General features: G+C 64.8%; 10 protein-coding genes. 9 read left to right on the forward strand and 1 reads right to left on the reverse strand.

Annotated elements, in window-relative coordinates:
- The first annotated feature begins 178 nt into the window (after positions 1 to 178).
- From iolC to AC20117_RS15455, 8 genes are all read left to right on the forward strand, one after another.
- A complete protein-coding gene (iolC, locus tag AC20117_RS15420) occupies positions 179 to 1,171 on the forward strand; it encodes a 5-dehydro-2-deoxygluconokinase (protein WP_074698878.1) in 993 nt (330 codons plus the stop codon).
- Positions 1,168 to 2,085: a Cgl0159 family (beta/alpha)8-fold protein gene (locus tag AC20117_RS15425; protein ID WP_074698876.1), complete on the forward strand. Its 918-nt coding sequence runs from the start codon at positions 1,168 to 1,170 to the stop codon at positions 2,083 to 2,085. Before iolC ends, AC20117_RS15425 begins: the two co-directional genes overlap by 4 nt.
- Before the next feature lie 14 nt (positions 2,086 to 2,099).
- On the forward strand, positions 2,100 to 4,043 hold the full coding sequence (gene iolD, locus AC20117_RS15430) for a 3D-(3,5/4)-trihydroxycyclohexane-1,2-dione acylhydrolase (decyclizing) (RefSeq protein WP_074702807.1): 1,944 nt from the start codon (positions 2,100 to 2,102) through the stop codon (positions 4,041 to 4,043).
- A 30-nt stretch (positions 4,044 to 4,073) separates the two neighbouring features.
- On the forward strand, positions 4,074 to 5,570 hold the full coding sequence (locus AC20117_RS15435) for a CoA-acylating methylmalonate-semialdehyde dehydrogenase (RefSeq protein WP_074698874.1): 1,497 nt from the start codon (positions 4,074 to 4,076) through the stop codon (positions 5,568 to 5,570).
- 56 nt (positions 5,571 to 5,626) lie between these two features.
- Entirely contained in the window at positions 5,627 to 6,547 is a 921-nt protein-coding gene (locus AC20117_RS15440) for a sugar phosphate isomerase/epimerase family protein (RefSeq protein ID WP_074698871.1), read from the forward strand.
- 44 nt (positions 6,548 to 6,591) lie between these two features.
- On the forward strand, positions 6,592 to 7,605 hold the full coding sequence (locus tag AC20117_RS15445; RefSeq protein ID WP_074698868.1) for a Gfo/Idh/MocA family protein: 1,014 nt from the start codon (positions 6,592 to 6,594) through the stop codon (positions 7,603 to 7,605).
- A gap of 97 nt (positions 7,606 to 7,702) precedes the next feature.
- Positions 7,703 to 8,575 (forward strand): sugar phosphate isomerase/epimerase family protein, encoded by an 873-nt coding sequence (locus AC20117_RS15450; protein ID WP_074698866.1) that lies wholly within the window; start codon positions 7,703 to 7,705, stop codon positions 8,573 to 8,575.
- 23 nt (positions 8,576 to 8,598) lie between these two features.
- Entirely contained in the window at positions 8,599 to 10,071 is a 1,473-nt protein-coding gene (locus tag AC20117_RS15455) for a sugar porter family MFS transporter (RefSeq protein ID WP_083339896.1), read from the forward strand.
- Positions 10,072 to 10,270: 199 nt separating this feature from the next.
- Here the strand turns inward: AC20117_RS15455 and AC20117_RS15460 are convergent, their stop codons facing one another.
- Complete coding sequence (locus AC20117_RS15460) at positions 10,271 to 10,486, reverse strand: hypothetical protein (RefSeq protein WP_074698863.1); 216 nt, start codon at positions 10,484 to 10,486, stop codon at positions 10,271 to 10,273.
- A gap of 422 nt (positions 10,487 to 10,908) precedes the next feature.
- On the opposite strand from AC20117_RS15460, the gene AC20117_RS15465 reads away from it, so the two are divergent.
- Positions 10,909 to 12,357 carry a sugar porter family MFS transporter gene (locus tag AC20117_RS15465; protein WP_074698861.1) on the forward strand — a complete coding sequence of 483 codons (1,449 nt, stop codon included), beginning with the start codon at positions 10,909 to 10,911 and terminating at the stop codon, positions 12,355 to 12,357.
- The last annotated feature ends 85 nt before the right edge of the window (positions 12,358 to 12,442 follow it).

Raw genomic sequence — 12,442 nt, forward strand, 5'->3', positions numbered from 1 at the left:
GCGGCCAGGTCCAGTTCTAGCTCTACAACTCGAGATTTTTACGTTGAATGTAAGTATGTCAGTACAAATGTTTGACAGGACATTTCCAGTCGTGCAAAGTAGTTGGTGTGGTTCGGCTCACAGCCTGCCACCAGGCGGCCGCGAAGGGCCCCCCGAAACAGAAAGGCCGAGGATCTAAGTGGCTCACGATTTGCTTACTATGGGACGGATCAGCGTCGACATTTATCCGAATGACATCGGGGTCGGGCTGGCAGACGTCAGTTCGTTCGGCAAGTACCTAGGCGGTTCTCCGTCCAACGTTGCCGTAGCGGCCGCGCGGCACGGCCGCCGTAGCGCCATTATCACCCGTACCGGCGAGGATCCGTTCGGAGAGTACCTGCACCGCGAACTGCACAAATTCGGTGTGGATGATAGCTTCATCACCGCAGTTCCGGGTCTGCAAACTCCGGCAACGTTCTGCGCCATCATGCCGCCGGAAGACTTTCCGCTTTACTTCTACGGTCGTTTCCCCACCGCCCCGGACCTGCAGATCGCGGCCAGCGAGTTGGACCTGAGCGCCATCCGCGAGGCCGGGATCTTCTGGTCCACTGTGACGGGCCTGTGCCAGGAGCCCAGCCGATCCGCCCACCTGGCTGCCCATGAGGCGCGTCGGCGTGAGAACCTGCAAGCCGGCCAGTACACGGTTCTTGACCTGGACTACCGCCCGATGTTCTGGGGCTCGGAAGAGGAGGCGCGCGAGCAGGTCGCGAAGATACTGCCGCACGTCACCGTGGCCATCGGCAACGACAAGGAATGCGCCGTCGCCGTGGGTGAAGGCACCCCCGACGAGCAGGCGGACCGGCTCCTTGAGGCCGGCGTCGAGATCGCCGTGGTCAAGCTTGGACCCGAAGGCGTGATGGCCAAGACCCGCAACGAGCGGGTGGTCTCGGCCCCGGTGCCCGTGGAAACGGTGAATGGCCTCGGCGCGGGCGATGCCTTCGGCGGCGCCTTCTGCCACGGACTGCTGTCCGGCTGGCCCCTCGGGTTGGTCCTGGACTACGCCAATGCCTCCGGCGCACTGGTGGCCTCGCGTCTGTCCTGCGCCGATGCCATGCCCACGCCCCACGAGGTCAATTCCCTGCTGGCCGAACGCGGCCGCAACGTCCCGGCACCCGTGGAGGCAGTCCGATGAGCGAGTTCGACGACAACCCGCGCCGCTACGAAGATCTTTCTCGTATCCGGCTCGAAGATCCCGATGCCGTGGCCCGCGCCGCAGCCGTCCGCCGGCCGCACCCGGGACTCAAGTTGGGCGAGCAGAACTTCATCGTAGCCGCGGACCATCCCGCCCGCGGCGCCCTCGCCGTCGGTGATAATCCCACCGCGATGGCGGACCGGCGCGACCTGCTGGACCGGATGCAGGAAGCACTGGCCAACCCGGCCGTGGACGGCGTGTTGGCCAGCCCGGACATCATGGACGACCTATTGCTGCTCGGTGCACTGGACGGCAAGCTGCTGTTCGGGTCGATGAACCGCGGCGGCCTGGCCGGCTATGTCAACGAGATGGACGACCGCTTCACCGGTCACACCGCCGCGGCGCTGGAGGCCCTCGGCGCCAATGGCGGTAAGATGCTCACGCGCATCTGCCTGGGCGACCCTGCCACCGTCGCCACGCTCGAATCCACGGCCAAGGTGATCGATAGCCTGGCCGAGCGCCGGCTGGTCGCCATGGTGGAGCCGTTCATCTCCGTCTGGGACAACGGGCGCATCCGCAACGACCTGAGCACGGATGCCGTAATCAAGTCCATCGCGATCGCCTCCGGCTTGGGATCCACGAGCGCCTACACCTGGATGAAGCTGCCCGTAGTCCAGGACATGGAACGCGTGATGGCAGCCACCACCATGCCCACCGTCCTGCTGGGCGGGGACCCGACCGGCACGCCGGAGGAAATCTATTCAAGCTGGGGAGCTGCACTGCGGTTGCCCGGAGTCCAGGGCCTGACCGTTGGCCGGACCTTGTTGTATCCGAAGGAGGGCAGCGTGAAGGAAGCAGTCGCTACCGCCGCGGCCCTGCTGAACACCCGTACCGGACAGGAGATCGCCAGCTGATGGCAACCCGCAGAATGACCGTGGCCCAGGCGGTTGTAGAGTTCCTAGGCAAGCAGTACACCGTGGATAACGTCGGGGGAGCGGAGTACCGTGAGCGGCTGATACCGGGCATGTTCGGCATCTTTGGCCACGGCAACGTTGCCGGCGTGGGCCAGGCGCTGAAGCAGTGGCAGGTCCAGGACCCGTCGCTCATGCCGTACTACCAGGGCCGCAACGAGCAGGCCCAGGTGCACCAGTCCGTTGGCTACGCCCGGCACATGCGCCGCCGCGCCACCTTCGCGATCTCCAGCTCCATCGGCCCCGGTTCGTCGAACCTGCTGACCGGCGCCGCGCTGGCCACCACCAATCGGCTGCCCGTGCTGCTGCTGCCCTCGGACACGTTCGCCACCCGCGCGGCGGATCCGGTGCTGCAGCAGTTGGAGCGCCCGGACGCGTACGACATCACGGTCAACGACGCCTTCCGCCCGCTGTCCAAGTACTTCGACCGCGTGACCCGCCCGGAACAGCTGTTTTCCGCGTTCCACCACGGGCTCCGCGTGCTGACGGACCCGGCCGAGACCGGTACCGTCACCATCTCCCTGCCGCAGGACGTGCAGGCCGAAGTGCTGGACGTGCCCGAGGAATTCCTGACCGAGCGCGAGTGGCGGATCCGCCGTCCCGAGCCGGAAGAGGATGACATCCGCCGGGCCGCCCAAATGATCCGCGCGGCCAAGCGGCCGCTGATCATCGCCGGCGGGGGCGTGCTGTACTCCTTCGCCAACGAGCAGCTCGCCGAGCTGGCCCAACTGACCGGTATCCCCGTGGCTTACACGCAGGCCGGTGTCGGCGTGCTGCCCTGGGACGCCCCGTACTGCCTCGGCGCGGTGGGTTCCACCGGTACGACGGCGGCCAACGCCGTCGCCCGCGAAGCAGACCTGATCATCGGCATCGGGACTCGCTACGAGGATTTCACCACCGCTTCGCGCACGGCGTTCCAGAACCCGGACGTGCAGTTCGTCAACATCAACGTGGCCCCGATCGACGCGTACAAGCAGGGCACCAGCCTGCCGATCGTCGCCGACGCCCGCAAGAGCCTGGTCAAACTGGTGGAGAGTCTCTCCGGCTACCGCGTGGCCGGCGACCTGGAGCAGCAGGTGGCCGCGGAGAAGGACCGCTGGAACAAGACGGTGGACACCGCGTTCGACACCCGGCACACCCCGCTGCCGAGCCAGAACGAGATCATCGGCGCCGTCAACCGCACCATGGACGCCCGCGACGTGGTCATCTGCGCTGCCGGCTCGCTGCCCGGCGACCTGCATAAGATGTGGCGCGTGCGGGACCCGTTCGGCTACCACGTGGAATACGCGTACTCCTGCATGGGCTACGAGATTCCCGGCGGCCTCGGCGTGAAGCGCGCCGCCATCGACGAGGCCGACCGCGCCGCGGAGGGTTCGGCAGGCGCCCAGGCGCGCGACGTCATCGTTATGGTGGGTGACGGTTCCTACCTGATGATGCACACCGAGCTGGTCACGGCGGTGGCTGAGGGGATCAAGCTCATCACGGTCCTGATCCAGAACCACGGTTACGCGTCCATCGGCGCGCTGTCCGAATCGCTCGGGTCTCAGCGTTTCGGCACCAAGTACCGCACGCTGGACAAGAAGCACCACACGTTCGACGACGGCGAGAAGCTGCCGATCGACCTCGCCACCAACGCGGAATCGCTGGGTGTGCGGGTGATCCGGGTGGAGCCGGGCCAGAACGTCATCGCGGACCTGGAGGCTGCGGTCGCCAAGGCCAAGGCCGAGCCGGAAGGATCCGGCCCCGTGCTGATTCATGTCGAATCCGATCCGCTGATCGACGCCCCGGACTCCGAGTCCTGGTGGGACGTCCCGGTGGCCTCTGTCTCCGAGTTGGACTCCACCCAAAACGCCTACCGCACCTATGCAGACCACAAGGCCCAACAGAAGCCCCTGATCTAGTAATTTTCCACTGCAACACGAGGAGCAACCATGACCACCACTATCACGCACTTCATCAACGGAGCTGAGACCGCCGGCGAGGGCGACCGCACCCAGCCCGTTTACAACCCGGCCACCGGCGAGGCCACGGGCGAACTTCGACTGGCCAACCGGGCCGACATCGAGGCCGTGGTCGCCGCGGCGAAGGCCGCCTCCGAAATCTGGGCCGAGACCTCGCTGACCAAGCGCACCGCCGTGCTGTTCAAGTTCCGCGAACTACTGGCCGCCAATGTGCAGGAGCTGGCCAAGATTGTCACCAGCGAGCACGGCAAGGTTGTCTCCGACGCCGCCGGCGAAGTGGGCCGCGGCCTAGAGGTCGTCGAATATGCCTGCGGCGCTTCGCAGTCGCTGAAGGGCGAGTACTCGGACCAGGTCTCCGGCGGGATCGATGTCTTCTCCTTCCGGCAGCCGCTCGGCGTCGTCGCCGGCATCACCCCGTTCAACTTCCCGGTGATGGTGCCGCTGTGGATGGCACCGGTCGCCATCGTTACCGGCAACGCGTTCATCCTCAAGCCGTCGGAGCGCGACCCCTCCGCCAGCCTGTTCATGGCGCGGCTGTGGAAGGAAGCCGGACTGCCCGACGGCGTCTTCAACGTGCTGCAGGGCGACAAGGAAGCCGTTGACGGCCTGCTGACCCACCCGGACGTGGACGGCATCTCCTTTGTCGGGTCCACCCCGATCGCCAAGTACGTGCACGAGACCGCCACCAAGCACGGCAAGCGCGTCCAGGCTCTGGGCGGCGCCAAGAACCACGCGGTGGTCATGCCGGATGCCGACATGGACCTCGCCGCGGACCACATTAACGCAGCGGCCTTCGGCTCTGCCGGACAGCGCTGCATGGCCATCTCCGTAGCCGTCGCCGTGGGCGACGCGGCCGAGTCCCTGGTGGCCAAGCTGAAGGAACGCGCCGAGGCCGTCAAGGTTGCCAACGGCATGGAGCCGGACGCGGACATGGGCCCGGTCATCACCCCGCAGTCCAGGGCCCGCCTGCAGAAGATCGTCGGCGAGGCCCAGGAAGACGGCGCCGCCTTGGTCGTGGACGGTCGCGACTTGCTGGTCAAGGACCACGAGAACGGCTTCTTTGTCGGCCCGACCGTCATTGACCACGTCCGCCGCGAGATGACCGCCTACCAGGAGGAAATCTTCGGGCCGGTCCTCGCCGTGGTGCGGGTGGCCAACATCGAGGAGGCCCTCGAGGTCATCAACTCCAACCCGTACGGTAACGGCACCGCCATCTTCACCTCCTCCGGCGCCTACGCCCGCGCCTTCACCAGGGGCGTCACGGTAGGCATGGTAGGCGTGAACGTCCCGCTGCCGGTGCCGGTTGCCTGGCACTCCTTCGGCGGCTGGAAGGACTCGCTGTTCGGCGACCACCACATCTACGGACCCGACGGCGTGCGCTTCTACACCCGCGGCAAGGTGGTCACCCAGCGCTGGCCCGAACCGAAGCAGGCCTCCAACGCCTCCTTCGCGTTCCCGTCCCACTGACGCGCGTTCCGGCCCGCAGACTGACCCGCCACTACAAGGCTGAAAGGACTGATGAAATGTCCGAGGTTGAGAACAAGCTGATCATCGGCACCGCCCCCGACTCCTGGGGGGTATGGTTTCCGGATGATCCCAAGCAGACCCCGTGGGAGCGCTTCCTGGACGAGGTAGCCGAATCCGGCTACAAGTGGATCGAGCTGGGCCCCTACGGCTATCTGCCCACCGACCCGTCCCGTCTGGCGGACGAGCTGAAGGCGCGCGACCTCAAGGTCTCCGCCGGCACCGTTTTCACCGCTTTCCACCGCGGCGTGGACCAATGGGACATCGCGTGGGAGCCGGCCCGCAAGGTCGCGGAACTGACCGCGGCCATGGGCGGCGAACATATTGTGGTCATCCCCGCCATGTGGCGCGACGACGTCACCGGCGAGGCCGTGGAGAACGGCGAGCTGACGGTGGAGCAGTGGGACGACCTGTTCAACGGGCACAACCGCCTGGGCAAGGTGCTCTCCGAGGAATACGGCCTGCAGCAGCAGTTCCACTCCCATGCCGACTCGCATGTCTGCGTGCAGCCGGACATCGAGCGCTTCCTGCAGAACACGGACCCGCAGCTGGTCACGCTCTGCCTGGACACCGGCCACGCCGAGTACGGCGGCGCCAGCAGCGTGGACCTGATCGAGAAGTACCCGGAGCGGATCGGTTACCTGCACCTGAAGCAGATTGACCCGGAGGTGCTGAAGACCGTCCGCGAGCAGAACATGACCTGGGCCGCCGCGAATCTGGCCGGCGTCATGATCGAACCGCCGAACGGCCTGCCGGACCTGTCCAAGGTGATCGACGCCGTCGAGAAGCTGGACAAGCCCATCTTTGGCATCGTCGAGCAGGACATGTACCCGGTGGCCGACTTCGGCGTGCCGATGCCCATCGCCAAGCGCACCTGCAGCTACCTGCTCTCCTGCGGCTCCCGGACCCGCGTCCAGTAGCCAGTCCCGAAACGCACGCACCCACCAAGCAAGAAGGAAACACCATGAGCCAGAACCTCCGCGTTGCCGTCATCGGCGCCGGACGCATGGGCATTGACCACATCCAGCGCATCCACCGCCGCATTCACGGCGCCGAGGTAGCCGCCGTCGTCGATATCGACCTGGACCGTGCCAACGCCGCCATTGCCGACATTCCCGGCGCCGTGGCGCTGACGGATGCCCAGGCTGCCCTGGATAATCCGGACATCAACGCCGTGTTGATCGCCACTCCCGGGTTCCTGCACGAGGAGATCCTGCACGCCGCGTTGGTCAAGGACATACCCATCCTGTGCGAGAAGCCGCTGACCCCCGACGCCGAGTCCGCCTGGAAGGTTGTCCAGGCGGAGGAGAAGCTGGGCCGCAAGCGGATCCAGGTGGGCTTCATGCGCCGTTACGATGCCGAATATGCCCAGCTGGGCAACATCATCCGCAGCGGCGAGCTCGGCGAACTGCTGGTGCTGCACCACCAGCACCGGAATCCAGCCACGCCGCCGGGTTTCACCAACGAGATGCTGATCAACGACTCGGTGGTCCACGAGTTCGATGCCGTCCGCTTCTTCACGGGCGAGGAAATCACCTCGGTCCAGGTGCGGATGGGCAAGCGCACCCGCAACGCTCCGGAAGGCCAGCACGACCCGCAGCACGTACTGCTGGAGACCGAGTCCGGCGTCCTGGCCGACGTGGAGATCTACGTCAACGCCCAGTACGGCTACGAGGTTGCCACGCAGGCCTCCTTCGAAGAGGGCGTGGTCAGCATCGGCAGCGACTCCGGCCCCTACGTGCGGACGCAGGGACGCTGGGGTGGCACGGTTACGCCTGGCTTCGAGGAACGCTTCGGCGCAGCGTACGACGTCGAAATCCAGGCGTGGGTCGATGCCGCGCTGAAGGATGAGATCGGCGGCCCGAGCGCCTGGGACGGCTACGCCACGGCTGCCTGCTGCGAAGCCGGTGTCGAGGCGCAGAAGACGGGCGGCAAGGTCACCGTCGCACTGAACCCGAAGCCCGCGCTCTACAACTAAACACCCATGGCGGGAGGCGCCCGGCAAGTCCCGGCTCCTCCCGCCGTTCCATGTCCGCCCCGCCCCGAATCCCCCGAATCCACGAGGAGCGCTACCGATGAAGATCGCCCTGGATCCCACCCCGTTCCACCACAGCCACTCTGTGCTCGAGTTTCCCAAGGTCGCCGCGGAACTCGGCTACAAGTACATCCAGCTCACCCCGCACAAGGACGTTCTGCCGTTCTTCACCCATCCAAAGGCCGATGACGCCTTGGTTGCCGATTTGAAGAAGGCCTGCGCGGAGGCGGACGTCCAAATCGCGTCGGTGCTGCCGGTGCTGCGCTGGTCCTCCCCGGATGAGAACCTGCGCCAGGCCGCGGTCCGTTACTGGAAGCGCGCGGTGCAGATCGCCGTCGATCTCGGAGTGACCCAGATGAACACCGAATTCAGCGGCCGGCCCGAGCAGCCCGAGGAGTCGGAGGCCGCGTTCTACCGGTCCATGGAGGAGCTCATCCCCGTCTTCGAGCGTGAGGGCGTGAACGTGGCCATCGACCCGCACCCGGACGACTTCGTCGAAGAGGGCCTGGCCGCCTGGCGGGTCATTCGCGGCGTGAACTCCCCGAATCTGGGTTTCGTCTACGTCGCTGCACACAGCTTCCACATGAAGGATGAGCCGGCCGACATCATGGAGGCGGTGGGGGACCGGCTCCGGGTTGTCCACGTCGCGGACACCATGAACCACCACGCCTCGCACGGGCTGCGCTACATCACCAACCCGCCCGGCAATCCGGTGCGGGTGCACCAGCACCTTAAAATCGGTGACGGCGACGTGGACTGGCAGGAATTCTTCGGCGGACTGGCCGAGAACGGCTTTCTGGACCGGCCGGACTCGGTCATGGTCTCCAGCGTCTTCGGCGAAAACGAGAACGCCCTCGAAGTCTCCCGTTACCAACTGCAGACCATGAAGGAATACGTCGGCGGGTTCCAGTGACCGGCACGTCCGACGGAGAAGACATGAGCACTGCAAACACGGTGAATACAGCTGCGGGCGGTCCTGCCCGCGCGGCACGGCCGGAGGGCAAGCCGAACAAGGCGCTCAAGCGCATCACCGCCATCAGCACGCTGGGCGGACTGCTCTTCGGTTACGACACCGGTGTCATTAACGGTGCCTTGCCCTTCATGGAGGAGGATCTCGGGCTCACCCCGTTCACCACCGGGCTGGTCACCAGCGCCTTGCTGTTCGGCGCTGCCTTCGGTGCTCTGATGGGCGGCCGGCTCGCCGACCGGTACGGCCGCCGGCGGATGATTATGGCCCTCGCCGGCGTCTTCCTCATCGGAACGCTGGGCGTCTCCTTTGCACCGAACGTGGAGATCATGGTTCCGTTCCGCTTCGTCCTCGGCCTGGCCGTGGGCGGTGCCTCCGCCATGGTTCCGGTGTTCCTGGCGGAAATGTCGCCGGCGCACCTGCGAGGACAGGTGGTCACGCGGAACGAACTGATGATCGTCAGCGGCCAGTTGCTGGCCTTCGTGACCAACGCAGTGCTGGGCAACGTCTGGTCCGACGAGCTGCACATTTGGCGCTGGATGCTGGTGCTGGCCACGCTGCCGGCGATCGCCCTCTGGATCGGCATGCTCCGTGTCCCGGAGAGCCCGCGCTGGCTGGCCTCGATCGGCAGCTTCGAAGAGGCCTTCGAGGTGCTGAAGAAGATCCGCACTGCCGCGACTGCGCGCAAGGAATTCGACGAGGTCCGGCACCTGGCCCGGGAAGACTACGAGTCCAAGAAGGGATCCTTCCGAGACCTGAATGTCCCGTGGATGCGCCGGATCTTCCTCATCGGCGTGGGCATTGCCATCTGCCAGCAGATCACCGGCGTGAATTCGATCATGTACTACGGCACGGAGATCCTGAAGCAGTCGGGCTTCGGTACCCAGGCGGCCCTGACCGCGAACATCGCCAACGGAGTGATCTCGGTCCTGGCCACCTTTGTGGGTATCTGGCTACTGGGGCGCGTGGGACGCCGGCCCATGCTGATGGTCGGCCAGATCGGAACCATCGTGGCGCTGGCCCTGATCGGCGTCTTCTCCATGATGCTGCCGGAGGGAACGGCACGTGGCTTCGTCATCCTGGGCCTGACGGTGACCTTCCTGGCCTTCCAGCAGGGCGCGATTTCCCCGGTGACCTGGCTGATGCTTTCCGAGATCTTCCCGCTGAAGATCCGCGGCCTCGGCATGGGCAGCACAGCGTTCATCCTCTGGATGGTCAACTTCGCCGTCGGCTTCAGCTTCCCCATCCTGACCGGGCAGATCGGGATCTCGGGCACGTTCTTCATGTTCGCCGCAGTCGGTATTTTCGCAGTCCTCTTCGTGAAGGCCTACCTGCCCGAGACCCGCGGCAAGAGCCTGGAGGAGTTGGAGGAACAGTTCCACAGAGGCGATATCGGTGCGCTGCGCCGGCCCGGCACCTCCGAGTCGGTAGCCACCCACTAGACCCGGCCAACGCAGCCGCGACTGCGCGCATTTGCCCGATCTGTGGCCATCGTAGACAGCGGCGGTGTCAACAATGGCATATTCCTCAATGAGAGCGATTTGTTCCGCGGAATCTGCGCGTTCGGGGCAACGGTTAGCGGCAGCACCTGGTGCGGCTTCGACCGATGGCTGGGTGGCAGGTGGCCTAGCATTCCGGCGTTCAGCGAGCGGTTGTCCATCGTTCGATGGTGGTGCGAAAGGGGACCTCTTCGCTTGTGTCCACGGTGAAGTGCGTATAGCTGTGGCGCGTGACGAGAATGCCTTGTCGTTTTCGGGCGGCGTCAACTTGGGCAATAGCCACGGCCGCTTCAAGTTGGTCATGGAACGTGGCCGGGCTGCCGATAATGACCTCAAGGGGTAACTGTCCAGATTGCATGGGGGGCTCCTTCTTGCAAATTCTGGGGTATCGATGGGGTGAAAGTCCGGTAGCTCACGTAACACTCGGGGCAGGAGATCCGGACAAACTTTCTGAGTGTCTTTATGCCCGTGATGTGCTCTGTGGTGTAAATCGTGGGGCCCTGCGCCCCATGTGTCAAGGATATGTAGTGACATACTTACAAATCGGTGTTTTGAATTAGATCTGCTCTACATCCTCTGTTGCTTGATCCAGTTAGTGCCCGCCTCGGCCCTCCTCACCCGACTTGAATGGGGGAGGGCCGGACTTTGACCAAATGTCTTTACAAAGTCTTGACCTCGGCGTTGGAGCGCTCTAATCTGATTTGTACGTGACCTGGCACACATGTGCAGGAATCCCCAAACTGAAACCCCAGCACAGCCATCGATCCAAGGAAGTCACCAATGTCGTCGCATGCAACAAGCCGGCCCGCAACGGGCTCCAAGCACCGCGGGTATCTGACCCGCCTCACGGTCATATCCACTCTCGGCGGACTTTTGTTCGGCTACGACACAGGAGTCATCTCCGGGGCGTTGCTGTACATGCAGGACACGCTGAACATGAGTGCCGTAGAGGAAGCGATGGTAGTCAGCGCTCTGCTGTTCCCCGGTGCCGCAATCGGCGCGCTGAGCGGTGGCCGGATGGCTGATAAGCTCGGCCGCCGCGGCACACTCCTCGTATGCGCGCTGCTCTTTCTCGTCGGTGCCCTGGGCTGCGCCGTTGCTCCCACGGTCGGGTTCATGGTCGTGGCCCGCGTCGTCCTGGGCCTGGGCGTTGGCGCAGCGGCGGTTACGTGCCCCCTATATCTGGCAGAAATGGCTCCGGCACACCTGCGTGGCCGGATGGTCACCATCAACGAACTGATGATCGTGACCGGCCAGATGCTCGCCTTTGCTATCAACGCGCTGCTCGATGCACTCATCCAAGACCCGGGGGTCTGGCGCCTCATGCTGGGCGTGGCATCAATCCCCGCCATAGCACTTCTGATCGGGATGCTGGTACTGCCCGAATCCCCCCGCTGGTTCGCGATCCGTGACCGTTTTGCCGATAGCCGCCGCATCCTGGATCTCAGCCGCAGCCCGGAGGAAGCCGACTTCGAATACGGAGAAATCGTGGCATCAGCCGCCACTGCCCGGAACGAGCGATCCCATGCATGGCGGGACTTAAGGGACAACCCGTGGATGCGCAAGCTCCTGTGGATCGGCATTGGTCTCGCCGTCGTCCAGCAGGCCACGGGCGTCAATACCGTGAACTACTACGCCCCCTCGATCCTCGAGCGCAGCGGACTCGGCGTCAGCGCGTCGTTGGTCGCGACTATTGCAGTGGGCGTGACATCAGTTGTGATGACGGTCCTGGGTATCTGGCTTCTTGGCTTCATCGGACGACGACGCATGCTGATCATCGGGTTCTCAGGTGTCGTTGCCTCCCAGGCGATCCTCGCCGTCGTCTTCCAGCTGCCTCAATCCGACGTCGTCAGCTATACCATCCTGGCCGCCATGATGCTGTTCGTCGCTTTCGTGCAGTGCTTCATCGGCACCTGCGTCTGGTTGCTCCTGTCGGAGATTTTCCCGATGGCCATCCGAGGCTTCGCCATGGGGATCGCGGTCTTCGTCCTTTGGACGGTGAATGCGGCTATATCCTTCCTGTTCCCGATCCTCGTCGTCGCTCTGGGTTCCACTGGCACCTTCACGGCATTCGTCCTGGTAAACATTCTGTCCCTCGTATTCGTCGCCAAGTTCGTGCCGGAAACCAAGGGAAAGTCGTTGGAAGAGCTGGAGGTGCACTTCCGCACCGAAGGTTTGCCGATTGTCGTGCCCCCGGCCACACCGGGCAAGAATGCAGTGAGCCTCTGAAGCTCGGCGTATACGCCGGTGCACATTCGAGGGCGGCGGCCTCCCAGGGCCGTCGTCCTTTCAAGGTACGCTTGCGCGCAGGAGG

Origin of the sequence: Arthrobacter crystallopoietes (genome assembly GCF_002849715.1) — a bacterium.
Classification (GTDB): Bacteria; Actinomycetota; Actinomycetes; order Actinomycetales; family Micrococcaceae; genus Crystallibacter; species Crystallibacter crystallopoietes.

What these genes read in the sequence shown, in the direction of transcription:
- AC20117_RS15425 (WP_074698876.1), top strand. Translation starts at nt 1,168, where the DNA reads ATGAGCGAGTTCGACGACAACCCGCGCCGCTACGAAGATCTTTCTCGT.
- iolD (WP_074702807.1), top strand. Translation starts at nt 2,100, where the DNA reads ATGACCGTGGCCCAGGCGGTTGTAGAGTTCCTAGGCAAGCAGTACACC.
- AC20117_RS15435 (WP_074698874.1), top strand. Translation starts at nt 4,074, where the DNA reads ATGACCACCACTATCACGCACTTCATCAACGGAGCTGAGACCGCCGGC.
- AC20117_RS15440 (WP_074698871.1), top strand. Translation starts at nt 5,627, where the DNA reads ATGTCCGAGGTTGAGAACAAGCTGATCATCGGCACCGCCCCCGACTCC.
- AC20117_RS15445 (WP_074698868.1), top strand. Translation starts at nt 6,592, where the DNA reads ATGAGCCAGAACCTCCGCGTTGCCGTCATCGGCGCCGGACGCATGGGC.
- AC20117_RS15450 (WP_074698866.1), top strand. Translation starts at nt 7,703, where the DNA reads ATGAAGATCGCCCTGGATCCCACCCCGTTCCACCACAGCCACTCTGTG.
- AC20117_RS15455 (WP_083339896.1), top strand. Translation starts at nt 8,599, where the DNA reads ATGAGCACTGCAAACACGGTGAATACAGCTGCGGGCGGTCCTGCCCGC.
- AC20117_RS15460 (WP_074698863.1), bottom strand. Translation starts at nt 10,486, where the DNA reads ATGCAATCTGGACAGTTACCCCTTGAGGTCATTATCGGCAGCCCGGCC.
- AC20117_RS15465 (WP_074698861.1), top strand. Translation starts at nt 10,909, where the DNA reads ATGTCGTCGCATGCAACAAGCCGGCCCGCAACGGGCTCCAAGCACCGC.